We start from the raw sequence: 26283 nt of genomic DNA, 5'->3' as shown, positions 1-26283 counted from the left end.
CTTCACTAACGCTCCCGAAATCAACCCTGGATCCCTGTGTGAAGCATCTGTGCCATTATGATGGGCGCGAGAGGGAGACCGGTGGATCCCTGGTGAAGGAACACCGTAAACGGGCAAGGTGCCCGCATCGGGAATTCATCCGATAGCATCGCGCCACTGGTCGAGGCCTGGCGGGGACGAAATCTCCTGGTCGTGTTTGAAGCGACGGGGGTGTACGACCAAACCTTGGCTCGCGCCCTGCACGACGCGGGGATTCGGTACACCAGGGTCAATCCCCAACGCGCCCGGGACTTTGCCCGGGCTTGTGGGCGGATCGCCAAGACCGATGCCTTGGATGCGCGTATGCTCGCGACCTATGGTCGGGCCTTGGAGCTGGAGGAGACAGTTCCCCCTTCGGCGTCCCGCCAAAGGTTGCGAGATGTGGCCACCCGTCGGGATCAGCTGGTCGCCATAAGGGCCCAGGAAAAGACCCGTGCCAGTGAAAGCGATGGTTGGACGGCGGAGCATATCGGGCATCATATCGACTTCCTTTCCGACGAAATCGTTGCCCTGGATAAGGAAATCCAGCGAACAGTGAAAGCCGATGACGCGCTTCGAAAGGCCGCGCCACTCCTTCGTTCGGCGCCGGGTATTGGCCCTGTTGCGGCCTGCTTTCTCCTGGCCACGCTGCCGGAATTGGGGAGGCTTTCCCCAAAGGCACTCGGCGCCCTTGCCGGGTTGGCGCCGATGAACGTCGATAGCGGTCAGTTCCGTGGGAAACGCATGATCAAGGGCGGGCGAAAGCGCGTGCGGGACGCTCTCTACATGGCCGCCTTGGGTGCTATCAGGTGCAAAAAAGACAGCCTTTTCAAGACACTTTACGAACGCCTGCGGTCCAAGGGGAAACCCGCCAAACTCGCCCTTATCGCCGTCGCCCGGAAACTCCTGACCACCTTGAATGCCATGGTGCGCGACGAGAAGGATACGAGGCGCCCATACCTTATACCAAGGTGCGGTGAGTTTGACTCACCGCACCTTGGTATAAGAGGCTCTTCAATCGCTTGAATGCCAGTTCGTTTTGCCAGCGTAACCGATAGAGAGAAGCTATTTGTTCAGGTGTTGCCGCGTCTTTATCGAGAGAGGTGAGAAGCATCATCCACCCCGCAGAAACTTCTCCTAATGGTGACATAGCCCGGCATTGTCGACTGGCTTTTCTGCATGCTTTTCCTTTGCGTTGCGTAAACGATCAAGTAGCAAGACGTCGCTGATCTGCGCCACGCCTGCAGCCTCAGCCCAGGCAACGGTCCTCCGCAAGGACATCCCTCCGACCGCATAGGCCAGAGCCAAACGTAAGAGCGGCGCAGGATCTCGTACCCCACGGGGCCGGATGAAAGCTTTGCTTTCACGAGCCGTGGCATCAAGGTCTATATCGGCAGAAAGACGGCTCAATATCTCCGCCCAACTCGACCCTTCATAAAGTGTTGTGCTTTTCATCTCCTATATGAATCACAATCCGATTCCCCGTGTCCAGCTCTATGCTAGCGCCTATGGGGCTTTGCCCCGTCCCCCCTCTTTGGCGAGGCTGGGGCCGAAAAGCCCCAGACCCCAAGGATATTACGGTCGAAAGACCTCAGGCCCCAGGCTTTTGCGCGCCAGAAGGCGCGCTGGATCAGCTCGAATCAAGCGGACCCCGTTTCATTGACTTTTTTCCCAGGCCAGATAAAGGACGCAACAACGCCTGCGGCCAGGGTACCAAGCACAATCAGAAGGCTCGCATTGGGACTGATATGCAAGAAGTCCCACCCGAAGACATGCTCGCCGGACTGCACAGTCAGCTTGAAGGCGATGAAGAACAAAAGGGCAATGACGGCCTTCTCCAAGTGGACGAGGTATTGGGTTAGGGCCGCCAATACGAAATACAGGGACCGCAAACCAAGAACCGCAAAGATCATCGCCGCATAGACCAACAAAGGCTCCTGGGTAATGGCGATGACTGCCGGCACCGAGTCAAAGGCAAACATAATGTCCGAGGTCTCAATCGCCATCAGGCAGAGGAAAGCAGGGGTCGCGAAGACGGCCGCATCCTTGGCCAGTTTGATGGTCGCATCCGTCTTGGCGAGATCCTTCACGACCGCCCGGGTGATGAAAAACTTCTCGGCATGCAGGCGGGGAAAGATCGGCATGACCTTTTGGGTCAGCCGAACCGACCAGTGATCGGAGTAGTCGGTAATCTCCTCCTCCTCACCACGGGACCGAAGCATCTTCCAGCCCGACCACGCCACGACTGCGGCGAAAACGAAGCCGACCCAAGGGGCCAACTGGAACAGACCCGTTCCAGCCGCAACAAAGAGGGCGCGAAAAACAAGGGCACCAATGATACCCCAGTAGAGAATACGGTGCTGAAGCGCCCCCTTGATGCCGAAGGATGAAAAGATGGCCATGAAAACCATCAGATTATCCACCGAGAGGGATTTCTCCAAGGCAACTCCGGCAAGGTAGAGGTCTGCCCATTTTTCGTCGAACCGGACCCACAGATAGGCATAAAAGGCGACCGCCAACCCGATCCAGAAGGTAGACCAGAGACTGGCGTCAAGGACGGAAATCTCCTTGGTATTGCGATGGGCGAAGAGGTCCATGAACACCGAAAGGGCAATGGCGCCAAAGAAGATGGCGATCGTCTCGATCGGAAAACCGAAGTGGGCCATAAAGAGGTCCTTGCCGAAGCGTTAGAGCGAAGTGCGAAAAAGTGGATCCGGTTATCCGAATCCACAAATCGCTCGGCCTATGTGATCTAAAGATCGAAGTCGGAGGGGGTCAGGCCGAGTTCGGAACACATGCGGCGAACGGCCGCCCGCTCCGTTTCGTCAAAATCGCCGTCGGCAGCACCGATAGCGCAGCAGACCCGCACCACGAGTTGGGCCTGCGGCTTCCCGCGAAACTTGCCGATCGCCTGCATGACCTCGCCGGTCCCAATCGCCGCGTCGAATTCGAACTTTTCGACATATTTCTGGAAAATTTTGATGACATCTCCGGAATCGAACACCTTCATTTGATCAGATGTCTTCAGATACCCCATCATCTTCTGCTTTTCTTCCGACGAGACACTCCCGTCGGCATAGGCGACCAGGGCGCATCCCGCCACCACCGCCTCGAGCAGATCCTTGGACTTGAATTTGGTGATCTCGGCACCGAGCGTTTCCCGGGCTTCCATCACGTTCTTTTTCAGCCAATCGGTGAATGCCATTGTACTTTCCTTTCAATCCTTCGAACCGGCGGACCAGCGCAAACCCCAGTGGTATGCCTTGTCCATATCAGGGTGACTGCGGAAGTATCGCTCCTCCTTGGTCACCTTGAGTTTGCCCCGGTCGTTTTCAATAAGGGCAATGGCGCACATGCCTTGCCCAGAGGTTGGGTTGTCGAGCCGGACCTCGATATCAGGTTGACCCGGAATCCTGACGGTCGCCACACCATCCGCACCAGCCCAATTGGGCACGCCTTGGTAGATGAATGCATAGACCAGGGTCCGCCTGATTTTCGATAGCCTGTCGCCGTTGATACGTATGGTCTCGCCCTCTGAGGTCGCGCCGGTGCGGTCGTCGCCCGCATGCTGAATATAGGGTTCTTGGCGGTAAGCCCCCCAGCTCTCTCCAAGCGCCTGAACGGCCCCCTTATCGCCGCTCTCGAGTTCCCAGAGGCAGCCGAGATCCAAGTCGATCCCCTTGGATCCGCCCAGAATCCCCCCCAGAAATCCCCCCTTCTTCTCGGGCCGTTGGTTCCAGTTCAGATTGAACAGAATTTCGCCAAAGCCCGCGTCGTTCTTTTTCTCAAGGGAGACCGATTGCCCCTGTTTCTCCAGCGTGACCTTTGTCAAGTTGACAGGCGCCGCTGGCGCCGCCGGAGGTGGGGATGGAGGAGCCGAGGCGGCCTCCTCCTCTGCGACATCAACGCCGTAATGGCGGGCCAATGGCGCCAAACCGCCGATGAATCCCTGCCCCACGGCCCGGAATTTCCATTGGCCATTTCGGCGATAGACCGAACCGAGGATCGCTGCGGTCTCGCGCATTCCCGGCACGGGGACATCGAAGCGCGCGAGTTCGTCCCCGCCATCCAAGTCCATCACGCGAAGCGCAACCTTCCGCAGGGACTCAAAATTCACACCCCGTTCTATGCCCTCATGGATGGTCAGGCAAATGTCGATTTTCTCGACCAAAGCCGCGACTTTGTCCAAATCGATATCAAAGCGCTGACGCATCTCCAGGGAGGCACCCGCCCCCGGCGTGAATCCCACGGATCCGTCAGGGGACCGGGAGGCGTTATAGAAGACAAAATGGTCGTCGGAGAGGACCGTGCCAGAGGTCCCGCAAAGAAAGGCGGAGGCGTCGACCCCCTCGGCCTCAAGATCCCAGCCGATGGTCACGGAGATCCGTTTCGCCGCGATCCCCAGATTCGCCCCAGGCGTCAACGACATGCCCATTATCCGTCCTCTATGTCTTGATGATGCGTTGTCTTGATGATGCGTTTGTTGGCGCCGGTTCCAACAGGGCGCGGGGAAAGGAAGAGTCCCCCCTCTTCCTTCCTGTCGGATGATCCGGCTCCAAGCGAAAGGGGGGGGCGGTCGCCCTGACAGTGCCGGTGTTTCCGCCACACGTCCAGGACAACCGCCCCCTCCCATTTTTTTCGGTTCGCGAGCCCTAAAGGACCCCTTGAATCGTCGGCATCATGTCATGGAAGGTCCGGCCGCTCGTCTTCTCGCCGATGGCATGTATCTTCCACTCGCCATTATGCCGGTAGATCTTCGCCATGATCATACCGGTATGGGACCCGGCTTCACTCAGGACGAACTTCGCCAGTTCCTTGCCGGACACCTCGTCAAGGACCCGACAGTAAGCGTTTTCCACCTTGTCAAAGGTCTGGCCTCGAAATGAATTGACCGTAAAGACCAGGGACTTGACCGTTGCGGGCAGTTTTGACAAGTCAACTTTGATCGACTCGTCATCGCCATCACCTGCTCCGGTCAGATTATCCCCCGTATGGACGATGGCCCCATTCATGCCTTTGAGTTGGCGGAACCAGATCTCGTCCACCGATTGACCGGCATCATCGAAGACCAGACAGGACGCATCGAGATCGATATCCCCGCCACCGCCGCCAAAGAGGCCTCCCAGGAAGCCCCCCTTCTTGGCGACATCCCAACCGACGCCCATGGAAATGCGGCTCAGAGAGGCATTGTCCTTGGACAAGCTGATCTTCTGACCCTTGGAAAGGGAAACGGACATGTGGATAGCCCCTCAGCCAATGTTGACGCCAAAACTCTGGGCGAGAGGACCCAGGCCGCCGGCGAAGCCCTGGCCGATGGCCTTGAACTTCCACTCGCCATTGTGGCGGTACAGTTCCCCGAAGATCATCGCCGTCTCGACACTGTAATCTTCCGACAAATCGTAGCGGGTGATTTCTTTGCCATCGGCTTTGTTGACAACACGGATGAAGGCGTTCGTCACTTGACCGAAGTTCTGCTTGCGCACTTCGGCCTCGTGGATGGTGACCGAAAAGGCGACCTTTTGGACATCGGCAGAGACCTTGTTCAGGTCGATGGACAGGACTTCGTCGTCACCGTCGCCCGCGCCGGTCTGGTTGTCTCCCTGGTGGACGACTGACCCGTCGGAAGACGTCTTGTTGTTGTAGAAGATGAAATCCGCATCTGCGCGGACCTTTCCACTCTCGTTGCACAGGAACGCCGAAGCATCCAGGTCGAACGCGGATCCGTCCGTGACGCGGGCATCCCAACCAAGGCCGACATCAATGGCGGTGAGGCCCGGAGCCTCCTTGCTCAGGGAAACGTTTCCGCCCTTGGACAGAGAAACAGCCATGTTCAAACCTCCAGTTTGTTTTTGGTGAGTAAAGCGATAAACGAGAACATCATAAGGTTATACAATCGATTTGTGTCTTTTTTTTGAAGCGACTGTAACTCAAGGAAATTTAATGAAAGTGCAACCGGAGAGCCATGCAAATTCTTTCTTACGGCGACAGTGTCCTGAACATGAAGAGGCTCGTCAACCCGCATTCATCACCAACTTTACCTTACCGAAGGGTAAAGCCCATCTTCCTTGGGTTTCAGATTATACCCTGTCCTTTCCCATCGGTTTGAGGCCCCCTTTCTGACCGGGAAAAAAAGGCCGGAACAAGAAGGTCTTTGCCGCAGGAGCCAACTTGGGTATAGGACTTCGCGGCGCGAGAGGGACACTGGATCGGTTTGAGTCAAGCTGGCCCAATTTCGCTCTCGACTTATAGGGCCACGTCTTGGCCCAACTTGGCCTCGAAAGCACTCTAGGTGGCTGATCATCACCGGGATGGCCGGAATGGGCGCTCTGGCGATGGTGATAAATATGGACCTGGTGAAAGTCTTCTTCAACCGAGGACTATCGAACACCTATGACGCGCTCCAGGCGATCAGAACCGCCGATCGATCCGGGCATTTTGTCCTTAGGGCGACCCATGTCAATCCGCATTCCCCCGTCTCACGGGCTGCGGACGAATTTGCCATCGAACAACAGGGAGGGAGCGACGTTGCCTATATCGATTGGTGCCTGACTCAATGCCGGGACCACGGCGTGGGGATTTTCGTTCCCCAGAGGAGGCGCGAGGCGATCGCCGCCCGGCGCGACGCATTCGAAGCCATCGGGGTTGCGGTCTCGGTCATGGGGCCGCCGGATGTCATGGCCATGGTCGATCGGAAGCAGGCCCTCTATGACGACCTGGAAGGCACGGAGGTGCCCCTCCCCCCTTACCGGACGTTCCGGACACTCGACGAGTTGGACGAAGCCATCATCGCATTGGGGGGCCTTGACGAGGGCCTTTGTGTAAAACCCTGTGTCGGGGTCTACGGGTCTGGCTTCCGGATCCTTGAGCGGGAGCAGAGTGACTTCAAGTGGATGCTCGCGGGCGATAGCATCCGTATTTCAATTGACGCCTTCCGCGCAGCATTGGCCGCATCCCCACAGGACCGGGACATGATGCTCCTGTCCTACCTTCCGGGGATCGAGCGGAGCGTGGACGTCCTCGCCCACAAAGGACAGCTTGTCCGGGCGGTGTCTCGCATCAAGTTCAGCGACCACCAGCTTTTGGAGGTGGACGGCCCATCCATTGACCTCGCCGCCTTCCTGACGGAAAGATATCAACTTGACGGCATCTTCAATTTGCAAACCAAGGAGCGGGATGGAGTTCAATACTTTCTGGAGGTCAATAGCCGGATGTCCGGGGGGTTGCTCTATACCTGTCTGTCTGGCGTCGCCTTCCCCTATTGGAATCTCATGCTGACAGCAGGTTTGGCCACTCCCGGGGATGTCCCCCTCCCGGTCCAAGGGATGAAGGTGGCCCCCGTTCAAGGGTGCATAGAGGTTTAGAGCATCGACCGGGGTGTTTTCCCGTCACGGGGCTTTGCCCCGTCCCCCACTGGGGCCGAAAGGCCCCAGACCCCAAGCATTTACCGGCCGAAAGGCCCCAGACCCCAGGCTGTTGTTTTAAAAAGAAAAATGGGGGTTTGGGGGCATCGCCCCCAAATGGGCTTGGGCAATCGCCCAAAAAACACGAAACATTGTCCCGGTACCGTGAAACCCGATTCCCACGTTTCCCCATTCACTCTAAGCGACAAACTCACGGTCCAGAACAGAAGTATCCCCGTTGTCTACCACCCCATAGATCTTGGCGCGTTCGATGATCAAACGGGCCCACTGAGAATGGGTGGCCGGTTCACACATGATCTGCCCCATCTGGAAGACGCCCGGGGCATCATCGGCCAGAATTGCCTCCGCCGCCTCGAGCTCCGATCGGCTGACCCAATACTGCTTCTCGATCCCCGCAATCTGAAGGGGATGGATCGCAGTCTTGCCGATGAGCCCGTGGTCGAGGTCGCGCAGAACCTCTTCCTTCAAGGTCTCGGAATCACCAAAATCGTCAAACACAGGGGCTGTCAGGGGAAACCCATGGGGGCGGAAGGTGGCGACCAAAGAAGCGATCACCGGTCCCAGGGCGGTATCGTAGAGGGTCCGTCCGGGACGACGCCGGACAGCCAGGAAATTCAGAAGATCATTGCCACCGATACGAAGCGCCAGGATCCGCTCCCGAAGCCCAGGAGAAGACAGGAAGTCCCGCAATCCCGCCATGGCAGTGGGGTCGAAAACGGCCTGCGTTTCCAGGGTCGGCATCAAGAGGAAGCGCTCGGGCGCAAGCGCAGCATAGGCCGCAACGCTTTTCTCTGTCGCCTTCGGCAAGACGAATCCGTCAACCCGTTCCACACCCCGCATGGCAAGAATGCAGGCCAGCGTTTCCGGGTCCCTTGGGCGGACGAAGACGAGGGGGCCGGCGCCCTCAATCCGGGGCAAACCATAGCGAAGGTTGTCGAGCGCCCCCACCAACTGCCCGGGCAGGATACTGTCTTCCGTGCACAGGATCACCGAACGCAACCCCGGATACCGGTCCCCATTGACGACGGCAACGATGTCGCTTCGGCTGGCAGGGACATACAAGCTGGCCCCCAGTTTCAGGTGGGAAAGGGTCATGTATCACCCAAGGTTTTGATCACAGCGCAAGCCCCATAGGGAAGGTCGGGATCAACCTCTACCAAAACGCCCCGCTCGCTGGCCAGGGCCATCAGATGTTTGACGTCGCGGGCTCCTGGATCGCGGACGAACAGCCGATCGGGTACCCGCCTGAGCAGGGCCCGTGTCGCTTCGCCGATCCCGGGTTTGATCCGATTCCGATCCCCTGTCCCGGTCCTGGCAAGCATGGCGTCCACAAAGGCGGACGAGATGGCCGCCGCCCTGGACCGCTCCCCTTCCCCCCAGCACGCCGGTTCGGCTTCGTCCAGTTGAGCCAGGACATCCTCCATCACCTTATCCACATAAGTGCGGCTCAGGTCCATCCCCGCCAAGTGGTCAAGGGTCACGCAACCATGAAAGTCCTCGGGGCCGACCACCTCGGCGTTCAAGATCGTGCGACTGACGAGGCCCGAGATGACCCCATTGAGGATCGCCGAGGGGATGACATAATCCTCGTCACCTGCGGCGAGACCGGCCACCCCCGCGAGGTCGGACAGAACGCAGAGCGGTGCCCCAGCCAGCATGGGAAGGTCGCGGGAGAGGACCTTGGCGAGCTCTCCCCCAATCGCTCCCTTTCCCGTCCAACCGTCGACAAAGACCACATCGGACGGGGAGTGCAGCCCAAGGATCGCTTCCATGGCCACCAGGTCAATGCCCCGGTCCCGGATGATGGAGACCGAGTAGTGCACCGCCCGTCGGCCCAGGACGTCAAGCGTGCGCTTCAACAGAACGCCCACGGGGGTTCCCGCCCGCGCCAAACTGACCAGAACGATTTCCGCGCCGCCCCGCAAAGCCAAGGCCTTGGCAAGCCGGGCGATGTCCCGCCCCACGCGATCTCGGTTCGCCGCGAAGGCCTCCCAGAACACGGTGAAATATTCGGCCGTCGGGGCCATTTCGGGGGCGAGCATCTCGCTGTAATGCTTCCGGCCGCTCTGAATCGCGTCTTCCTTAGCCTCGACGTCCATAAATGCCATCTGGACGCGCTTGAGCAGAAAGGTCACGTCGGCGGGGTCATAACTGCCGCTGAACCCGTTTTCCAATCTCATTACCGCAAACCTCTCTCGGCGACGAGATCACGGTGCGTCTGCCAGGGGACGGCAGACATGATCTGGGACTTGGATGGAGTTACAGCAAAATCACACAGCCCCATGAAGCCCAGGTCCGTGAAACTGTCACCCACACCCAAGGTCAGAACCTGACTGTCACCACCGTCTCCGTCTTCGCCCGCGAACCGTTCCAAAAAATACGCCACGGCGGCGGCCTTCCCCAGGAAGGGAGGCAACAGGGCCATGTTGTTGGCGTTCAGGTGGAGAACCCAATCCTGCGGGACGGAGGGCGCCACCGACGTTGCCAGACGGGCCACCTCCTCGGCATCGTTGGTGTTGTGCTTCACCGAAATATAGAGCGGTAGCCCTGCGTCTCGGATGATGCGATAGCGGACATCCCTTTGATCGCCCGCCGCAGTGGTCGCGACCACATCGAGCAGGGTCTCCATCAGGTCTGCCAGTCCTTGGGCCGCTTCGGTCATCCTCTGGTGCCATTCGCGCTCCGGCTGCCCATCACCGTCAAGGATGACCCCGCCAAACGAGCAAATCGCAGCCTTACCCAAGGGAAGCCTGACCCGCTGGAACGCGTCGACACTGCGACCGGTGACAGGAACAACCAGGGCGTCCTGAGCCAACCAATCCAGGAAGGCCTCCTGTCGCGCGTCGCGGAAAGACAGCGGGTTTCCCTCCCGGTCGACGGCGGCAAGCCGGTCGGCCTGCGGGTTCTTCCGCTGCGTCTGGAACAGCGTGTCGTCGAGGTCAACGAAGACGATGCGGCGCATGTCAGGCCTCAGTGAAATTGAAAAAGACTGGGAAATTGAAAAAGACAGGCTCAGCCCCAAGGGCCGAGAGCAACGCCTGTTGGGCGGTCTCCGGTGGGGTCTCGTAACAGACCAGGACACGGTCGTATCGGCCCGGAGGAACCCCGTAGAGGAAGTTCGGAATGTCGTCCGCATAGGCGTCGCGGAACTCCAAAATTCCGGATATGTCGTTGCCTTCGAGAATGGGGGATCGCGTTGTCGCCTGAACCATCACATCGGCTCCCATCGCCGAAAGTCGGCGGGCCAGTTGGAAGGGCGGGAAGACGAACTCGCTGGTCCCGAGCACAAGCAGGCGTTCGCCAGGCTTGGCCCGAATGGCCTTCACATGGTCTGGCAGTGGTCGCGGTGCGCGGACGCCAAGCCGCCCCCAATTTACGGGAAGAAGAGCGTCCTTGGGTCCACCATTGCCGGTGACATCCGGCATCCTGGGCGGAGGGGCATCGGAGGGCGTGAACGCATAGCTGCCCTCGAGCAGGGAGACAAAATCCGTCCGCGTTGGCATCCCGCTGCGAATCTCCTCCCGACGGTCCGCTCCCATCCAGTCTGTGATGGTCGCGCAGATGATTCGCGACAGGCGCGGCATATGTCTTCGGCAAGCCTCCGCCAGGGCCAGGAAGGTCGATCCCGTCGATGCCTCGTCGTCCACCAACACCAGGGTCCGACATGCGGCGAACAGCTCAGCATTGACCGGGTCAGCGGGTTGGTGGATCAGGTGCCCCGTGGCATGGCTGTGACTTTCCTCGAAGGTCGAGAGGAGCCTGTGATCGGCCAAGCGATATCGGGTGGAATGGATATACAACAGGTCGTCGCGCCCCGACAGACCCCGCCAGGCCTCATGCACCCCATGTCCCAAGGCGACGGCCGTTTCCGCCATACCAATGGTCACCGCTGGCCCCGGAAGGTCGGCGAGAAGCTTCGCGGCCAGCCTGCGGTGGGCCATGCGCATGGTTTGGGGTCGCACCGGCAGGTGACGCCCCAGGACGCGGCTGACAAACAAGAAAGGACGTTTGGGGTTTCTGCGACTGGCGAAACCGCACAACCGCTCTAGGGGAAGATCGCTCCGCCGAACCTCGACCTGCAACGCCCCCCTCGCCAACTCAACCCTCGCGGTCTCTGCGTGTGCGGTCTCTGCGGGGAGTCTGTCCGTCACGATCCGGTGACCTTAAGTTCGACGGCCTTATGAGACGTGCAGGACGCCCTAAGTCCCCCCTTAGGCAGTGTTTGCATCGGCGGCTCGCTCCATGATTTCCAAGATTTTGGAGTAGGAATAAGGGCCCCTTGGGAAGGCTGTTATTCGTACAGAGCGAAGCTACCAAATAAGTATACGGCTCTTCAAGGTCGCGAAAAAGAGAGAACCGGACCAGACCAATCCAAAGTTCCTGTCAGAAAAAGATCTAATTGTCAAGATTTTTTCTACAATCCTTGTGTGAAAGTGATTGCTACCCTTTCTTTTTCTTCATCTTTACAGCTGGGTCCGGCCCCATATCCCGATCCCAGAGCCCCCGTCTGGAATGAAAGGAGCCTTGCCCCCAAAGGCCCTTCCTTTCCTATCTTCTGATGGATTTGAGATCAAAGTCTATGGGTACAATGACGGTGATCGGCTTTCCGCTTGGATGCGGGGGGAACCGAACGACACGCCACACCATCTTCACCGCCTCTTGATCCAGCACATCCACACCGCTGGACCTCACCAAATCAACCGCCAGAACTTTTCCCTGGCCATCCAGCGAGAATTGGACCCGGGGACTGCCTTCCTGCCCCCGACGTCTTGCCGATTGGGGATAGCTCTTTACACGGAGCAGCGCGGCCTTGACCTCGCTGCCCCAACTCGCGATGCGCTGGGGGGATGGCGGGACATCGGCGCCAAGGGGTTTCGAGGCCAAGGTCTCCGCCTCGGGCGCGTCAAAGGATAGCCTGCCGACAGGTTTCGGCTTTTCCACGGTTTTCTTGACCGGACGCTGGTCCTCCGGTGGAGGCGCCTTTGGCTTCACCGCAGGAGGCGGAGGAGGAGGCTCCCTTTTCGGCTCGGGCGGGCTTACTTCCGCTTCGGGCTGGGGTTCGGGCTGGGGTTCCACATTCGGCTGCGGCACCGGTTCGGGTGGCCGCATATCAACAACTTCTTCTGGCACAACCTCTTCCAGAGGAGGGTTCTCTGGGGGAACCTCTTCAGGCACGCTCTCTTCTGGCGGCTCCTCGGTGGGGGGAATTTCCTCCGCCGCCGGATCCTGATTCACCGTGAGCGGTGAGGCGGTCATCTGGGACATGTCGATGACCATGACATCCCCCAGGGGCTCGGCAGGAGCGCTCCGTGGCATCAGGTAGAAGGGCGCGATGAGGGCGCCATGAAGCGCCAGAGCGACGGTCAGCCCCATACCCCAGCGCCGCGCTGTAGCGCCGCCCTTTTCGTCCAGAGTCACCATCACTGAACGGTTGCCGAGGTTTCCAGCCCCATCAGGGCCACCTTCAGATAGCCCGCCGCACGCAGCAGATTCATCACCTCCATCAGGGCCGCATAGTCAATGGAGCTATCGGCCCGCAGATAGATCACCTGCTGTTTGTCTCCCTCGGTTTTGGCCAACAAGGCTCCAGCCAAGGCCTCCCGGGCAACGGCTTCGTTCCCGAGGGACAGGGTCAAATCCTTCTGGACCGTCAGATAGAGGGGAGTTTCCTGCCGGGGCTTGGGCTCGGCAGTGGAGGCGGGAAGGTTTACCGGCACATCCACCGTGGCCAGGGGGGCGGCCACCATGAAAATGATCAGCAGGACCAACATCACATCAATAAAGGGCGTCACATTGATTTCGTGACTTTCGAGCAGCTCATCCCCCCCGTCATCCAATCGTCCGGCCATCTCCCCGCCCCCCTTATTCCGCCACGTCGGCGTAACCAACGGTCAAACGCCCCAATTCGGCATCGCGCCCCACTTTGCGCTCCACATCTGCCCCCAGGTCCGAAAGACCGGCGCGATACCCACCGATGGCACGGGCGAACAGATTGTAGAGCACCACAGCTGGAATCGCCGCCACCAGACCGATCGCCGTGGCGAGCAGGGCCTCGGCGATGCCCGGCGCCACCACGGCCAAGTTCGTGGTCTGGGATTTGGAAATGCCGATGAAGGCGTTCATGATCCCCCAGACCGTTCCGAACAAACCGATGAAAGGCGCCGTGGAGCCGATGATAGCCAGGACCCCCGTTCCCCTGTTCATGCGTCGAACCAAGGCCGCCTCCGCCCGGGACAGGCGGGAAGACACCCGCTCGACCAGTCCCTTGACCGGCTGATGGACGCGGCTTTGTGACATTTGGCTTTCGGCGACGGCTTCCCGGACAAGGACAGCTTCGGGAGCGTTGGAGACCCGCAGAAGCAACAGGGCCTGCCCCAACGTCTCCGACCGATTGAGATCCTGGGCCATGCGGCGCAGGCGGCGCCCCCCCACCATGACCTCAAGCGCCTTGGTCACCCCGACGGTCCAGGTCAGGAGAGAGGCCAGCATCAGCCCCAACAAGACCCCCTTCACCACATAGTCCGCCGCCAGAAACATTCCGAGGGGAGACAAATCATGGGGCAGGGTTCCCTGTTCAGCCTCACCCATCGGCTCGGCGTCCGGCCCCTCCTCCCCACCAGCCCCAGTTTCGGTCACACCGTCCAAAGACACATCCGGGCCGCTTCCCATCGTAGGGACAGCGGTTTCCTCACCATCCACTGACCCGACGGATGCCCCCTGGGAAGAGACCTCCGGCGCGAGCTGCTGAGCGAGACCCGGCAAGCCTGTAACCGCGACCAAAAAGAGACCGCCGATAAGAGCAAGAACAGGACAAAGGCGGCCCATCACACGGCCTCCCTTTGGACTGGCGGTTCATCCAGCCCGGCAAAGCGATCTCCGTGAAGCGCCATTTCGCCGATGGTTTCCCTATTCATCGTCACGTCCTTCCTTCCTCGCCGCCCATCCAATGGACCAATCCAGGTCCATCCCTTCCCGAGTCGAGCCAGGTAGACCGCCAAAAATCCAACAGATTCCAAATAGATTTACTCCGCGGACGAGAAACGCCTCTCGCCCACGATAGAGCGCCCACAGCCCCCGCTCAAAGAAGCCCGATAAGCGGATTTAGCGGCCAATTCCGCAATCGGAATACAGGCATTAATACTCAGTCGCAATCTCATTTTGGGAACCCATGGCTTGACCCACCCGGACGACAAAGAGCCGTCCGCTTTGCTTGGTCCCTTCGGCGGCTCCATGCCATTCGTCACGGCACACGACAGGGGTTTTTCCCGTCACGGGGCTTTGCCCCGTCCCCCCCTCTTTGGCGAGGCTGGGGGCGAAAGGCCCCAGACCCCAGGCCATAAAAAAATGGGGGTTTGAGCAGGCAACGGAGGCAAATCCCGCAACGCCAGTGGATTTTGATCTCGGAGCACTCTAACGGAAAGGCCGCCATCCCAGGGGACAGCGGCCTTTTTTATGGATAGCGCGATAGGGGACGCGATCAGTTCTTCACTGTGTCCTCAAGGAAGAACCGGCCCAACGGGTTCTGATAGAACCCTTCGATATTCTTGCGCGTCACGTTGCAATAGGGGCTGTAGTACAGATCGATCCAGTTGACGTCGTCCTTGGCCATCTTCTGCAGGTCGATATACATCTGTTCGCGCTTGGCCGGATCCAGTTCGACGCGGGCATCGGCGACCAGTTGCTTGACCTTGGGGTTCTCGTAGCGGGTCATGTAGTTCATGTTGGAATCATGGCCCAGGACAAAGGTGGTCTTCTGGTCCGGATCGAGGATGTCGTTGGTCCAATACATCATGGAGATGTCGTAATCCCCGGCCACCAACATGTCCCAGGTCTGACTGGCATCCATCTTCCGCAGGGTCGCGGTGATGCCCGCCTCGGCAAGCTGTTGCTGGACCAGAATGGCGGTCTGTTCCTGCACTTGATTGCCCGCCGCAAGCAGATAGTCCAGCTTCAGATCCTTGACGCCCGCTTCGGCCAACAGAGCCTTGGCCTTCGCCACGTCATGGGGACGCTGCAGGTTGTCGGCATAGTGGTACAGGGCCCCATCGGGGATGTAGGAATTGGCCACCGTGCCAATCCCAAACGTGACCGCATCAACGATCGCCTTCTTGTCGATGGCATAGTCCAGGGCTTGGCGCACCAGCTTGTTGTCCAAGGGGGCATGGGAGTGGTTGATCAACAGGTGGTCTTCCCGGGTGGACTTATCCAGGTGGACCGTCAGGTTGGGATCCTTCTTGAGTTCCTCGATCTGCGAAAACGGCACGAAGATCGCCGCGTCCAACTCACCGCTTTGCACCTGGAGAATACGGGTGTTGTCATCGGGCACGGAAATCCATTCGACCCCATCAAGCTTGACCCGGTCGGCCTCCCAGAACTCGGGGTTTTTCTTGAGAATCACCCGATCGCCGCGCAGCCATTCATCCACCACGAAGGCCCCGGACGCGATGGGCTTTTCGGCGTAAGCCTCCGCTCCCATCTCCTCGAATCCGGCCTTGGACAGGATGGAGACTCCCGGCAAAGCGAGCGAAGGCAGGAACGGCGCCGAAGGGCCCTCCAGGGTAATCACGACGGTCTTGGGATCCGGCGCGGTCATATCCTTGATGACCTTGTAGGAATCGGACCAAAGGGACCCTTCGTCATCGCGGATGCGGGTCAGGGTAAAGATGACATCGTCTGCGGTGATCGGCGACCCGTCGGAGAACTTCGCGTCCCGCAGATGGAGCGTGTAGACGGAGCCGTCATCGGAGACCTCCCAGCTTTCCGCCAGACCCGGTTCCAGCTTGGTCCCGCTTTTGTCCACGCGGACCAGCACATCATAGACGTTGGAAAACACCCAGTTGTCGATGTTCTGCGCGGTCTTGATGGGATCAAAGGTGGAGCTGCCTTCCCGGCGCCCGATGGTCAGGACGTTGTCGGCCTGGGCGACGGTGGGGGCAACCGTCGCGAAGGATAAGAAGGCCGCCGCCGCAGCGCCAAACCACATGTTTCTTCTTCCGAGCATCACAAATCTCCTGACGGGGGTTCATCATTGGGTAGAAACGGTAGGGGCAAAAACCGACGGGGGGTGAAGACAAGCGCCCCAGTGGTTTTCATCCCCTTTTTTGGGTGGCGGCCCGCCGCTGCTGCAGGCCTCGATGGCAAAGGCGCAGCGGGGATGGAACGGACAGCCGGGAGGCAAATGGACCGGACTGGGCGGATCACCCGGTGGGGGATCCGCAGGCAAGGGGTTATCCGGATTGATGTCGGGGATGGCCGCGATCAAAGAGGCCGTATAGGGATGGCGCGGCGCGGTGAAGACAGCTTCCGTCGGCCCCTCCTCCACGATCCGGCCCAGGTACATCACCGCCACCCGGTCGCAGAGATGCCGCACGATGGCCAGATCATGGGCAATGAAAATCATCGCCAGCCCCATGCGGGCCCGCAGCTCCATCAACAGATTGATGATCTGTCCCTGAATGGACACGTCCAAGGCGGCAACGCATTCGTCGGCAATGATCAAACGGGGTTCGATCGCCAGAGCCCGCGCGATCCCCGCCCGCTGGCATTGGCCGCCGCTCATATCGCCCGGCTTTCGGGTGGCCTGGGCAGGCTCCAGACCGACCAGGGTCAGCAATTCTCCCACCCGGTCATTGATCCGATCTGCAGGAACCAGCCGGTGGACCCGAAGGACCTCGGCGATGGCTTCGCCAATGGTCATGCGGGGATTGAGGCTGCCATAGGGGTCCTGGAAGATCATCGCCGTTCGCCGCCGCAGGGTGGCGATATCACCGCGCGTCCCCCGCGCCATATCCACGCCCTCAAACAGAACCGATCCGGCCGTAGGGGTTTCCAGACGCAGGACAGCCCGGCCGAAGGTGCTCTTGCCACTACCGGACTCTCCCACCAGACCGATGGTTTCCCCGGGACGGACGGTGAGGGAGACCCCGTTGACCGCACGCACGGTCCTGGACTTGGCCCCGGGCCAGAGACTCCGACCGCGATTGAAGTGGACTTCCAAGTCCTCGACTTCGAGAAGGGGGGGGCCATGATTGATGGGGGAGCTCATGCGGACAGCCCCCCTTCGCTCGAACCCAAGGGATGGTGGCACGCCAAGTCATGGTCCGGGGCCAGGGCCACCATGGCCGGTTGGGTCACCGCGCAATCCGCCTGGGCCTTGGCGCAGCGGGGGTGGAAGCGGCATCCCGAGGGCATGGCACCGACGGTCGGGGGCTGACCGGGAATGGTGCGAACCGGCTGGCCCTTGGGGGCTTCCCCTGGCTGACAGGCGATCAATCCCGCCGTATAGGGATGCTTGGCGTCGCTCAGAATGGTGCGCATGGGACCACGCTCGCAAATGCGGCCCCCGTACATGACCGCCACCCCATCGCAGGATTGGGCGACAATGCCCAGATCATGGGTGATGAGGATGATGGACAGGCCATTCCGATCACGAAGGTCCATCAACAGACGCAATATCTGGGCCTGAACGGTCACATCCAAGGCCGTGGTGGGCTCGTCGGCGATCAGCACGTCCGGGTCACAGGCCAGGGCAACGGCAATCATCGCCCTTTGGCGCATGCCGCCCGAGAACTCGTGGGGATAGTTGGTCAGTCGGTGGACCGGATCGGGGATCCCCACTTGGGTCAGGACCTCAATGGCCCGGTCCCGGGCGTCCTTCTTGCCGACGGACCGGTGGTGGCGCACGCTTTCCATGATCTGGTCCCCGATGCTCATCACCGGATCCAGATGGCTCGTCGGGTTCTGGAAGATCATGCCGATGGAGCCCCCGCGCAATCGCCGGAGCCGCTGATCATCCATGGTCAGCACCTCCTCGCCCTGCGACAGGATCGACCCACCGGTGATCGACAGGGTCGAACTGGGCAGAAGCCGGATCAGGGCGCGACAGGTGACGCTTTTGCCCGACCCGCTTTCCCCGACCAGCCCGAGGATCTCACCCGGGTCCAGATCGAAAGAGACCCGATCGACAATGGCGCGTGGCCCCTGCGGAGTCTGAGCCGAAACCGACAGCTCCCGCAGGCTGAGGATGGGCTCGCTCATTCCTTCACTCCCAGAACCTCACCCAGGCCATCGGCGAGCAGGCTGAAGCCCATGGCCAGGGACACGATGGCGAAACCGGGGACGGCGGTGATCCACCAGGCGCTGGAGATGAAGCTTTGCCCTTCAGCGATCATGATCCCCCATTCGGCGGTGGGGGGCTGCACACCCAGCCCCAGGTAGCTGATGGCCGCCCCGTTCAACAGAACCAGAACGGCATCGGACATGGAAAAGACGACAGATCCCAAGATCGCATTGGGCAGCAGATGTCGGACCATCACCCGGAGCGGACCATATCCCAGGCTGACGGCGGCCTGGACGAAATCGGCATTCTTGAGGACCAGGAATTGGGCGCGGATCAATCGGGCGTAGGACACCCAGCCCACCAGGGCCATCGCCAGATAAAAACTCCCCAGGCCAGGACCAAGGATGGCGATGATTGCCAACATCAGGACCAGGAAGGGGAAGGCCAGGACGATATCAATCAGACGCATGAACAGGCTATCCGTCCATCCGCCGAAGAACCCGGCGAGCCCTCCCGCGAAGGTCCCGATCAGAAACGGAAAGACCACGCCAAAGACGCAAATCTGCAGATCCACCCGGGCCCCCCAGATCACCCGGGACAGGATATCCCGCCCAAAATTATCGGTTCCGAAAAGGTGATCCAGGCTGGGAGGGGAGATCCGCGCCGTCGCATCCTGCAAGATGGGATCATAGGGCGCCAGGACCGGGGCCAGCAGGGCCACCAAAAACCAGGTCCCGATAATAGCCATGCCCAGATACAGGGGCACATTCCCCCCGCCGAAGGACATCCGCCAGCCCCCCCGGGCCAAGGTCGAACGCGCGGCCTTCACAGCTTGATCCTCGGGTCGACGGCGACGGTCAGAATGTCGGCCAGGAAGTTGACGCAAACCGTGGCACAAGCAAAGACCATGGCGACGGCCTGCACGATCATATAGTCGCGGGTGAAGATGGCGCGCACCAGCAACTGTCCCATGCCAGGCAGGGCGAAAACGGTCTCGATGACCACCGAACCGCTGATCAGCCACCCAATATTGACCGCGAGCAGATTGATGGTGGGAACCAGGGAATTGGGCATCACATGGCGCCAATAAACTTGGGATTCAGGAAGCCCACGGGCCCGGGCCGCCATCGCCTGATCCGAATTCAACTCAGCCAGGATGCTCGCGCGCAGGTTTCGGGTCAGCACCGCAGACAGGGCGAGCGCCGCCGTCAGACAGGGCAAAATCAGGTGATGGAGCTTGTCCAGGACCGTCCGCCCATAGCCACTGACCGGCACCAGATCAAGCTGCACACTAAACAGCAGGATCAGCATGATTCCCAGCCAGAAGGGGGGAAACCCCAGACCGGCGGTACTGAGCAGACGAATGATATGGTCGATGGGGCCACCCCGGTTCCGCGCCGAGGCCGTCGCCAGCGGAACGGCGATCAGCAGGGCCAAAACGACGGCACCCAGAACCAGGAACAGAGTCGGTTCGATGCGGCTGGCGATCAGCTTGAGGCTATCCACCTTGTACAGAATGGACTTGCCCATTTCACCATGGACCAGGTTTTTTACGAAGTAGACGTATTGCACCCAGAGGGGCTCGTTCAGGCCGAACTGCTCCCGGATCCGCTCGATGGCTGCGGGCGTGCTGCGCGGGCCAAGGAGGGTCCGTGCCGGATCACCGGGAATCGAATGGACCAACACGAAAGTGATCACACTGATCCCGAACAGCACCGGCAGAAGCTGTAGGGGACGCCGAAGGATGAACGAAAACCGCCCCATACCTAGCTCCCAAAGCCGCTGGAATGCCCGCAAGCTCGCCCAAGGAAATCCAACAGGGTCGCCCGATAGGCTTCCGGCTCCTCAAAGAAGGGCGAATGGGAGCTGTTCTGGAAAATCCGGATCTCCGACCCGGGGATGGCCTGATGCATCAGGCGACCACAGGCGGGCGTCAGAACATCGTGCTGGCCGTTGAGGATCAAGGTCGGCCAGTCGAAGGCCTCCAGCTCCTTCAAACGGCTCCACCGGATCAGGTTGCCGATGTAGTGGTATTCGTTCGGCCCCTGAACAGCCCGGTAGATATCCTGGTTGAACCCGTCGTTCGACCGGGCCGCCGGGATCGGGCGCTCGGGCAGACGCCGGATATGGCGGTAATCGAGCAGCGTGATCGCCGCCTTGTAGGCCGGATGGTCATAGGTGCCGAGGGCTTCGTAGCGCTGCATCATCGCCACGGTCTCCGATCCCAGAGCGTTCCGGAGCCCTTCGATTTCGCCCATCAAATGGGGAATATCGGCGCAGGTGTTGGCCAGGATCATGCTTTTGATCCGCTGGGGATAGCGATGGGCATATTCAATGCCACACCAGCCGCCCCAGGAATGGCCAAGGAAGTGGACCTTTTCCAGGCCCAGGGCCTGCAACACCGCCTCCACCTCGTCGGCATAGCGCTCGATGGTCCAAAGGGCGGGATCGGTGGGGTGGTCGGAGGCCCCCGTCCCCAATTGGTCGTAGGAGACGACGCGATAGCCCGCCCCTGTCAGGGGAACATGGGGATCGCGCAGGTAATCGCAGGGGAGCCCCGGCCCGCCGTTCAGACAGAACAGGACCTCCTCCCCATCGCCATAGGAATAGGCCCGGACCCGATGCCCCTGGACGGGGATATCCGTCACCTCATCGGCTGCCCGATCGCTCCACACCCGGAAGCCATTGGCCAGCAGGCCCGTTGTCGCCATGGTCCCACTCATTGGCCGCGATTCCTTTCAAGGAAATCCAGCAACACGGGATAATAGGCATCCGGCTCCTCATAGAAGGGCATGTGACTGCTGTTGGGGAAAACATGCAATTCCGAGTCGGGCAGATGGAGCTTCATGCGCAGCGCACAGGCCGGGGTGAGCTCATCGTGTTGACCGGTGGTGATCAGGACGGGAACGGTGATGCGATGCAGATCCGCCACCCGGTTCCAGTCCTTCAGATTGCCCGTATACAAAAACTCGTTGGGCCCCTGCATGGTGACATAGGGTCCCATGTTCCAGTCCCCCAGGGAGCGTTCGACCGGGGCGGGCCAACTGTCGAGGCGGCAGACATGGCGATAGTTCAGAATGGTCACCGCCGCCTGATATTCCGGGTGGTCGAAGGTGCCTTCCGCCTCGTGTCGGCGCATCATCGCCAGGGTTTCGGAGCCCAGGGCACCGCGCAGACGTTCCAGCTCGGACACCAGATGGGGCATGTCCGCCACGGTGTTTTCCAGGATCAGCGTGCGCAGGGCCTCCGGGTGGGTCAGGGCGTAATCAATGCCCAGCCAGCCCCCCCAGGAATGCCCCAACAGATGGACTCGGCCCAATCCCAGGGCCAGCCGCAGGGTCTCGACTTCCTCCACGTAGCGCTCTATCGTCCACAGGGTTGGATCCTCTGGCCTGTCCGAGGCGCCCGTTCCCAGTTGGTCGAAAGCAACCACTTGGTAGCCTTTGTCCCGTAGACAGGAGTGGGCCTCGCGCAGGTAGTCGCAGGGAAGGCCGGGCCCGCCATTCAGGCACAAGACAACCTCGTCCCCTTCGCCAAAACCGTAGGCTTGGACGGCGAATCCATCCACCTCGACGGTTTTGCGCCAATCGGGTTCCAACTCTCGCCACATGGCCCGCCTGCCTTTCCTCAACATCCACGCTCACTGTACGGAAAGCCTAGTGGATCGGGTTCCTTGCGCGCCACCCATCAAAACTAATAGTTTGACGAGGAATTGAGCGTGGCCCGCACCTGTGATTAATTGGTGAGCGCGGAGGGGACCACCGGCCCGCCATCCGAACGCAGGCTATCCGAACGTCGGCCATCAGAGTGCAGACCGTCCGGACACGGCCACCCAAACAGCCAAGCCCCCAAACAGAAGGGGAAGGGATCCGTTAAGGCGGGGGGGTCTGGATCCATCCTCTTCCACCAACGACCAGGGAGCCATGAGATGCTCGACACCATCACCGACTACGACTCCCTCTTTTCGTCCGGGGCCACGGTCGACGAGAAGGCCGATCTGGCCCTGGATGCCGTTCGTGCCCTGGGGTTCACCTCGCTGATTTACGACTACAGTCCCGTGGCCTTCTCGCCGACGGGTGACCTGCTGACGCCCTCGCATCTGACCCTGCGGGATGTGCCTGAGGACATGCGGACCCTCTGGTGCGACCATGGCTATTACCAACGGGATCCCGTTCAATCCATGGCCTCGCGCATGGCGGCCCCCTTCATCTGGTCCTACCGTGAGGACGAAAATCCCAGCGCCCTGGCCGGATACATGACCGACAAACATGCACCGGTCGCCCGCTTCCTCCAAGACGCGGATCTCACCCATGGGATCACCGTTCCCATCCACCTCGGTCGGGGGGACCTGGCGACCTTCACGGCGATTCGGCGGGGCGCCGGACGCGGCTTCGAACGGGAGGCCCATTCCGCCCTGGCCGCCTGTTCCCTGGCCGGGCAGATGTTCCACGACTCCCTCTTCCCCCTGCTGGACGATCGGGAGCGCCAATGCGCCCATGTCTCCCTCAGCCCCCGGGAACGGGAATGTCTGCGCTATTCCGCCGAAGGCCTGACCGCCAAGGAAATCGCCTATCGCCTCAACCGGTCCATTCCCACGGTCACGCTGCATATCAATTCGGCGATCCGCAAACTGGGCGCCCGCAACCGGACCCATGCGGTCGTCCTCGCCCACCATTATCGCCTGCTGGATCTCTGAGCCGGCGACCAGCCAGACCGCTAAGACACAGGACACGACACTGTGACCAAAACCCGGGCTATCGCCCGAACCCATTTGGAGGCCAAGCCTCCAAACCTCCCTTTCTTTTGTTCGTTTTTAAGGACTTGGGGGACTGGGGACTTTCGGCCCCAGTGGAGCAGGTGGCAAAGCCCCTTGATCCGGCGACCGGTCGGACCTCCATCCACAGGACAGCATCCTATTAGTTTTGAGAGGGTTCCGGCGCCCCCCCTTCCCGGCTAGGCTTTTCCCGTCAAACGAGCGGAAAAGGAAGCCAGCCGTGTCCTCCCAGATGTCATTCGAGGGCTTCGCCCCCTTCGGCGAGCACCAAACCTGGTATCGTATTACCGGCGACCTTGACGCGGACAAAACCCCTTTGGTCGTCGCCCATGGCGGACCGGGATGCACCCATGACTATGTGGACTCCTTCCGCGATATCGCCGCCACGGGCCGCGCGGTGATTCACTATGACCAATTGGGCAATGGCAATTCGACCCATCTGCCCGATGCCCCCTCGGACTTTTGGACGATCGCGCTGTTCCTGGCGGAGCTCGACAATCTGCTCGCGCACCTGAAGATCGCGGACAACTACATGTACCTCGGCCAATCCTGGGGCGGTATGCTGGGGTCCGAACACGCGGTGCGTCGACCCAAGGGGTTAAAGGGCCTGATCCTCGCCAATTCCCCTCCCTCCATGCGGCTTTGGGTCAGCGAGGCCAACCGCCTGCGCCAAGCCCTCCCGCCGGAGGTCCAAGACACCCTGCTCCGCCACGAAACGGCGGGAACGCTGACCGATCCGGACTACAAGGCCGCGTCCCAGGTGTTCTACAACCGGCATGTCTGCCGCGTCGTCCCCTGGCCCGAGGAGGTCGCACGGACCTTCGCGCTAATGGATGCGGACTCCACGGTCTACGGGGCAATGAACGGGCCCACGGAATTCCACGTCATCGGCAGCCTGAGGGATTGGTCGGTGATTGACCGCCTGCATCAGATCGAAGCCCCGACCCTGCTAATTTCCGGTCGCCATGACGAAGCCACCCCCGCCGTTGTCCAGCCCTTCGCGGACAATATTCCCAACACCCGTTGGGTCATCTTCGAGGACTCCAGCCACATGCCCCATGTGGAGGAACGGGATGCCTGCATGCGCACCGTCGCGGCCTTCCTCGACGAAATCGACGCAGGAAACACCGATTAGAGCAAATCCCGAGCAATCTGGAACAGATTGCGACGGGCGGAACGCACGCCGTAGGCGTGACGATTTGCGTCAAAGTCAGAGGTTTAGAATACCGAGCGGAAAAGTGATCACGGTACACGACAGTCGGTCCTTTCCCGCCACGGGGCTTTGCCCCGTCCCCCACTGGGGCCGAAAGGCCCCAGACCCCCGGCATTTACTGGCCGAAAGGCTCCAGGCTGTTATTTTTAAAAGAAAAGTGAGGGTTTGGGGGCATCGCCCCCAAAGGGGCTTGGGCACTCGCCCAAAAAAGACGAGACACTGTCGTGTCCTGTGAAAAGTGAAGACCTCGATGCTCTAAAAGAAGTAGCTGCCCCCGGCTCTCCCCCTTACGATCCCTGAGACCCAAAGAGACGGTCCGGCCATGGCCCATCCGGCGTCAGGCCCGAGACTGCGGAATCACAAGGAGAGGTGTTCATGATTTCGGGAGAACGGAGGTCCACCCGCCCCATTCGCTGGGCCATGGTGGGAGGTGGCAAGAACAGCCAAATCGGCTATAGTCACCGCTGCGCCGCCACGCGGGACGGCCTGTACAATCTGATGGCGGGCGCGTTCGACATTGATCCGGAGCGCGGTCGGGCCTTCGGCGTCGCCCTCGGTCTGGACGCGGATCGCTGCTATGCCGATGACCAAACTCTGTTCGCAGAGGAAGCGAAGCGGCCCGACGGCATCGAGGCGGTTTCCATCGCCACGCCCAACAACACCCATTACGCCATCGCCAAAAGGGCCCTGGAGCATGGGCTGCATGTCATTTGCGAAAAACCCCTTTGCTTTACGGTAGCCGAGGCCGAAGACCTCAAGGCTCTTGCCGCCGACAAGAACCGGGTCGTTGGCGTCGCCTATGGGTACGCCGGATACCAGACAATCCGCCAAGCCCGCGCCATGGTGGCCAGCGGTATTCTGGGGGACATTCGGCTGGTGAACCTACAATTCGCCCATGGCTTCCACAGCGCCCCCGTCGAGGAGCACGACGCCGCCGCCCGCTGGCGGGTGGATCCCCGCTTCGCCGGTCCCAGCTATGTCCTGGGCGATCTGGCGACCCATCCTGTCTACCTGTCCGAAGTCATCCTCCCCCACCTGACGATCAAGCGGTTGCTCTGCGCCCGGCAAAGCTTCGTCAAAAGCCGCGCGCCCCTGGAAGACAACGCCGTCACTCTCATGGAATACGACAACGGTGCCTTCGGAACGGTCTGGTCCAGTTGCGTCAACGCGGGCGCCATGCACGGGCAGAAAGTCCGCATCGTCGGGGAAAAAGCCAGCCTGGAGTGGTGGGACGAGCGGCCCAACCAGTTGACCTTCGAAGTCCAGGGAGAGCCCGCCCGTATCCTGGAGCGGGGCATGTCCTACCTAACTCCCGATGCCCTGGAGGAAGACCGGATCTCTGCCGGACATCCCGAAGGCCTGTTCGAGGCCTGGGCCAATCTGTACGACCGCTTCGCCATCGCCATGGTCGGCGCAAGCAGTCCCCTGCCTGCGGACTTCTGGTATCCGGACATCGACGCAGGCCTCAACGGCGTCCGTTGGGTCGACTCCTGCGTACGCTCCGCCGATGCCGGTGGGGTCTGGGTGGATTACACATAACAGGCTGCGGAAAAATACGCGAAGGATCCAAAGTCGTCAGTCCCGCGAAAGCGGAAATCCAGATGCGGTGGCGGTTTCAGAACAAAAACACAAAATACAGACCCCTGCTTTCGCGGAGGCGACAGAAAAGAGTGTTCCCTTCACGGGGCTTTGCCCCGTCCCCCACTGGGGCCGAAAGGCCCCAGACTCAAGGCATTTATTGGCCGAAAGGCCCCAGACCCCGGGCATTTATTGGCCGAAAGGCCCCAGACCCCGGACC

Annotated in this window: 25 protein-coding genes and 1 pseudogene; 5 read left to right on the top strand and 21 right to left on the bottom strand. The window is 60.6% G+C overall.

The annotated features are described in order from the left end of the window. Positions 1–126: 126 nt before the first annotated feature. A complete protein-coding gene (locus ACLIRY_RS16025; RefSeq protein WP_413206511.1) occupies positions 127–1044 on the top strand; it encodes an IS110 family transposase in 918 nt (305 codons plus the stop codon). Here ACLIRY_RS16025 and ACLIRY_RS16020 read toward each other — a convergent pair. From ACLIRY_RS16020 to ACLIRY_RS15990, 7 genes and pseudogenes are all read right to left on the bottom strand, one after another. After that, positions 1007–1147, bottom strand: a pseudogene (locus ACLIRY_RS16020) (transposase); the annotation flags it as partial. The gene ACLIRY_RS16025 and the pseudogene ACLIRY_RS16020 overlap by 38 nt on opposite strands. Positions 1148–1155: 8 nt before the next feature. Beyond that, a complete protein-coding gene (locus tag ACLIRY_RS16015) occupies positions 1156–1473 on the bottom strand; it encodes a hypothetical protein (protein ID WP_413206515.1) in 318 nt (105 codons plus the stop codon). A gap of 185 nt (positions 1474–1658) precedes the next feature. Beyond that, positions 1659–2684, bottom strand: a complete 1026-nt coding sequence (locus tag ACLIRY_RS16010; protein WP_413206421.1) for a TerC/Alx family metal homeostasis membrane protein — start codon at positions 2682–2684, stop codon at positions 1659–1661. Positions 2685–2770: 86 nt separating this feature from the next. After that, positions 2771–3223: a tellurite resistance TerB family protein gene (locus tag ACLIRY_RS16005; protein WP_413206420.1), complete on the bottom strand. Its 453-nt coding sequence runs from the start codon at positions 3221–3223 to the stop codon at positions 2771–2773. A gap of 12 nt (positions 3224–3235) precedes the next feature. Further along, positions 3236–4447 (bottom strand): TerD family protein, encoded by a 1212-nt coding sequence (locus tag ACLIRY_RS16000; RefSeq protein ID WP_413206419.1) that lies wholly within the window; start codon positions 4445–4447, stop codon positions 3236–3238. A 223-nt stretch (positions 4448–4670) separates the two neighbouring features. Next, on the bottom strand, positions 4671–5255 hold the full coding sequence (locus ACLIRY_RS15995) for a TerD family protein (protein WP_413206418.1): 585 nt from the start codon (positions 5253–5255) through the stop codon (positions 4671–4673). Between the two features lie 12 nt (positions 5256–5267). Next, positions 5268–5846: a TerD family protein gene (locus ACLIRY_RS15990; protein WP_413206417.1), complete on the bottom strand. Its 579-nt coding sequence runs from the start codon at positions 5844–5846 to the stop codon at positions 5268–5270. Positions 5847–6362: 516 nt separating this feature from the next. Here ACLIRY_RS15990 and ACLIRY_RS15985 point away from each other — a divergent pair. Then, positions 6363–7379 carry an ATP-grasp domain-containing protein gene (locus ACLIRY_RS15985; protein ID WP_413206416.1) on the top strand — a complete coding sequence of 339 codons (1017 nt, stop codon included), beginning with the start codon at positions 6363–6365 and terminating at the stop codon, positions 7377–7379. Positions 7380–7616: 237 nt separating this feature from the next. On the opposite strand, the gene ACLIRY_RS15980 is transcribed toward ACLIRY_RS15985, so the two are convergent. The 14 genes from ACLIRY_RS15980 to ACLIRY_RS15915 form a co-directional block, all read right to left on the bottom strand. After that, complete coding sequence (locus ACLIRY_RS15980; protein ID WP_413206415.1) at positions 7617–8534, bottom strand: HpcH/HpaI aldolase/citrate lyase family protein; 918 nt, start codon at positions 8532–8534, stop codon at positions 7617–7619. Then, positions 8531–9619 carry a cysteine protease StiP family protein gene (locus tag ACLIRY_RS15975; protein WP_413206414.1) on the bottom strand — a complete coding sequence of 363 codons (1089 nt, stop codon included), beginning with the start codon at positions 9617–9619 and terminating at the stop codon, positions 8531–8533. Before ACLIRY_RS15975 ends, ACLIRY_RS15980 begins: the two co-directional genes overlap by 4 nt. Then, positions 9619–10401, bottom strand: a complete 783-nt coding sequence (locus tag ACLIRY_RS15970; protein ID WP_413206413.1) for a hypothetical protein — start codon at positions 10399–10401, stop codon at positions 9619–9621. Before ACLIRY_RS15970 ends, ACLIRY_RS15975 begins: the two co-directional genes overlap by 1 nt. A 1-nt stretch (position 10402) precedes the next feature. Beyond that, positions 10403–11590 (bottom strand): phosphoribosyltransferase domain-containing protein, encoded by a 1188-nt coding sequence (locus ACLIRY_RS15965; protein ID WP_413206412.1) that lies wholly within the window; start codon positions 11588–11590, stop codon positions 10403–10405. A gap of 397 nt (positions 11591–11987) precedes the next feature. Further along, a complete protein-coding gene (locus tag ACLIRY_RS15960; RefSeq protein WP_413206411.1) occupies positions 11988–12860 on the bottom strand; it encodes a TonB family protein in 873 nt (290 codons plus the stop codon). After that, entirely contained in the window at positions 12860–13288 is a 429-nt protein-coding gene (exbD, locus tag ACLIRY_RS15955) for a TonB system transport protein ExbD (protein WP_413206410.1), read from the bottom strand. Before exbD ends, ACLIRY_RS15960 begins: the two co-directional genes overlap by 1 nt. Before the next feature lie 13 nt (positions 13289–13301). After that, the gene (exbB, locus tag ACLIRY_RS15950; RefSeq protein ID WP_413206409.1) at positions 13302–14264 is read right to left on the bottom strand and encodes a tonB-system energizer ExbB; all 963 of its coding nucleotides are present in this window, start codon (positions 14262–14264) and stop codon (positions 13302–13304) included. A 652-nt stretch (positions 14265–14916) separates the two neighbouring features. Next, the gene (locus ACLIRY_RS15945; RefSeq protein WP_413206408.1) at positions 14917–16440 is read right to left on the bottom strand and encodes an ABC transporter substrate-binding protein; all 1524 of its coding nucleotides are present in this window, start codon (positions 16438–16440) and stop codon (positions 14917–14919) included. Positions 16441–16464: 24 nt separating this feature from the next. Continuing rightward, entirely contained in the window at positions 16465–17484 is a 1020-nt protein-coding gene (locus ACLIRY_RS15940; protein WP_413206407.1) for an ABC transporter ATP-binding protein, read from the bottom strand. After that, complete coding sequence (locus ACLIRY_RS15935; RefSeq protein ID WP_413206406.1) at positions 17481–18476, bottom strand: ABC transporter ATP-binding protein; 996 nt, start codon at positions 18474–18476, stop codon at positions 17481–17483. Before ACLIRY_RS15935 ends, ACLIRY_RS15940 begins: the two co-directional genes overlap by 4 nt. Further along, positions 18473–19327 (bottom strand): ABC transporter permease, encoded by an 855-nt coding sequence (locus ACLIRY_RS15930; protein ID WP_413206405.1) that lies wholly within the window; start codon positions 19325–19327, stop codon positions 18473–18475. Before ACLIRY_RS15930 ends, ACLIRY_RS15935 begins: the two co-directional genes overlap by 4 nt. Next, a complete protein-coding gene (locus ACLIRY_RS15925; RefSeq protein ID WP_413206404.1) occupies positions 19324–20262 on the bottom strand; it encodes an ABC transporter permease in 939 nt (312 codons plus the stop codon). Before ACLIRY_RS15925 ends, ACLIRY_RS15930 begins: the two co-directional genes overlap by 4 nt. A 2-nt stretch (positions 20263–20264) precedes the next feature. Beyond that, complete coding sequence (locus tag ACLIRY_RS15920) at positions 20265–21221, bottom strand: proline iminopeptidase-family hydrolase (RefSeq protein ID WP_413206403.1); 957 nt, start codon at positions 21219–21221, stop codon at positions 20265–20267. Next, positions 21218–22108, bottom strand: a complete 891-nt coding sequence (locus tag ACLIRY_RS15915) for a proline iminopeptidase-family hydrolase (RefSeq protein WP_413206510.1) — start codon at positions 22106–22108, stop codon at positions 21218–21220. Before ACLIRY_RS15915 ends, ACLIRY_RS15920 begins: the two co-directional genes overlap by 4 nt. 318 nt (positions 22109–22426) lie before the next feature. Here ACLIRY_RS15915 and ACLIRY_RS15910 point away from each other — a divergent pair, with 318 nt between their 5' ends. The 3 genes from ACLIRY_RS15910 (at position 22427) to ACLIRY_RS15900 (ending at position 26024) form a co-directional block, all read left to right on the top strand. Further along, complete coding sequence (locus ACLIRY_RS15910; RefSeq protein WP_413206402.1) at positions 22427–23194, top strand: helix-turn-helix transcriptional regulator; 768 nt, start codon at positions 22427–22429, stop codon at positions 23192–23194. 298 nt (positions 23195–23492) lie between these two features. Further along, the gene (locus ACLIRY_RS15905; RefSeq protein ID WP_413206401.1) at positions 23493–24407 is read left to right on the top strand and encodes a proline iminopeptidase-family hydrolase; all 915 of its coding nucleotides are present in this window, start codon (positions 23493–23495) and stop codon (positions 24405–24407) included. 453 nt (positions 24408–24860) lie between these two features. Beyond that, positions 24861–26024 carry a Gfo/Idh/MocA family protein gene (locus ACLIRY_RS15900; protein ID WP_413206400.1) on the top strand — a complete coding sequence of 388 codons (1164 nt, stop codon included), beginning with the start codon at positions 24861–24863 and terminating at the stop codon, positions 26022–26024. The last annotated feature ends 259 nt before the right edge of the window (positions 26025–26283 follow it).

Source organism: Rhodospirillum sp. A1_3_36, assembly GCF_047263945.1.
Lineage (GTDB): Bacteria > Pseudomonadota > Alphaproteobacteria > Rhodospirillales > Rhodospirillaceae > Rhodospirillum.
Note: the sequence above shows the minus strand (reverse complement) of the source record. Positions and strands in the feature narration are given on the sequence as shown.

Bases quoted from the DNA above. Each gene is read 5' to 3' on its own strand.
- ACLIRY_RS16015 (WP_413206515.1), bottom strand. From the start codon at position 1,473: ATGAAAAGCACAACACTTTATGAAGGGTCGAGTTGGGCGGAGATATTG.
- ACLIRY_RS16010 (WP_413206421.1), bottom strand. From the start codon at position 2,684: ATGGCCCACTTCGGTTTTCCGATCGAGACGATCGCCATCTTCTTTGGC.
- ACLIRY_RS16005 (WP_413206420.1), bottom strand. From the start codon at position 3,223: ATGGCATTCACCGATTGGCTGAAAAAGAACGTGATGGAAGCCCGGGAA.
- ACLIRY_RS16000 (WP_413206419.1), bottom strand. From the start codon at position 4,447: ATGTCGTTGACGCCTGGGGCGAATCTGGGGATCGCGGCGAAACGGATC.
- ACLIRY_RS15995 (WP_413206418.1), bottom strand. From the start codon at position 5,255: ATGTCCGTTTCCCTTTCCAAGGGTCAGAAGATCAGCTTGTCCAAGGAC.
- ACLIRY_RS15990 (WP_413206417.1), bottom strand. From the start codon at position 5,846: ATGGCTGTTTCTCTGTCCAAGGGCGGAAACGTTTCCCTGAGCAAGGAG.
- ACLIRY_RS15985 (WP_413206416.1), top strand. From the start codon at position 6,363: ATGGACCTGGTGAAAGTCTTCTTCAACCGAGGACTATCGAACACCTAT.
- ACLIRY_RS15980 (WP_413206415.1), bottom strand. From the start codon at position 8,534: ATGACCCTTTCCCACCTGAAACTGGGGGCCAGCTTGTATGTCCCTGCC.
- ACLIRY_RS15975 (WP_413206414.1), bottom strand. From the start codon at position 9,619: ATGAGATTGGAAAACGGGTTCAGCGGCAGTTATGACCCCGCCGACGTG.
- ACLIRY_RS15970 (WP_413206413.1), bottom strand. From the start codon at position 10,401: ATGCGCCGCATCGTCTTCGTTGACCTCGACGACACGCTGTTCCAGACG.
- ACLIRY_RS15960 (WP_413206411.1), bottom strand. From the start codon at position 12,860: ATGGTGACTCTGGACGAAAAGGGCGGCGCTACAGCGCGGCGCTGGGGT.
- exbD (WP_413206410.1), bottom strand. From the start codon at position 13,288: ATGGCCGGACGATTGGATGACGGGGGGGATGAGCTGCTCGAAAGTCAC.
- exbB (WP_413206409.1), bottom strand. From the start codon at position 14,264: ATGGGCCGCCTTTGTCCTGTTCTTGCTCTTATCGGCGGTCTCTTTTTG.
- ACLIRY_RS15945 (WP_413206408.1), bottom strand. From the start codon at position 16,440: ATGCTCGGAAGAAGAAACATGTGGTTTGGCGCTGCGGCGGCGGCCTTC.
- ACLIRY_RS15940 (WP_413206407.1), bottom strand. From the start codon at position 17,484: ATGAGCTCCCCCATCAATCATGGCCCCCCCCTTCTCGAAGTCGAGGAC.
- ACLIRY_RS15935 (WP_413206406.1), bottom strand. From the start codon at position 18,476: ATGAGCGAGCCCATCCTCAGCCTGCGGGAGCTGTCGGTTTCGGCTCAG.
- ACLIRY_RS15925 (WP_413206404.1), bottom strand. From the start codon at position 20,262: ATGGGGCGGTTTTCGTTCATCCTTCGGCGTCCCCTACAGCTTCTGCCG.
- ACLIRY_RS15920 (WP_413206403.1), bottom strand. From the start codon at position 21,221: ATGAGTGGGACCATGGCGACAACGGGCCTGCTGGCCAATGGCTTCCGG.
- ACLIRY_RS15915 (WP_413206510.1), bottom strand. From the start codon at position 22,108: ATGTGGCGAGAGTTGGAACCCGATTGGCGCAAAACCGTCGAGGTGGAT.
- ACLIRY_RS15910 (WP_413206402.1), top strand. From the start codon at position 22,427: ATGCTCGACACCATCACCGACTACGACTCCCTCTTTTCGTCCGGGGCC.
- ACLIRY_RS15900 (WP_413206400.1), top strand. From the start codon at position 24,861: ATGATTTCGGGAGAACGGAGGTCCACCCGCCCCATTCGCTGGGCCATG.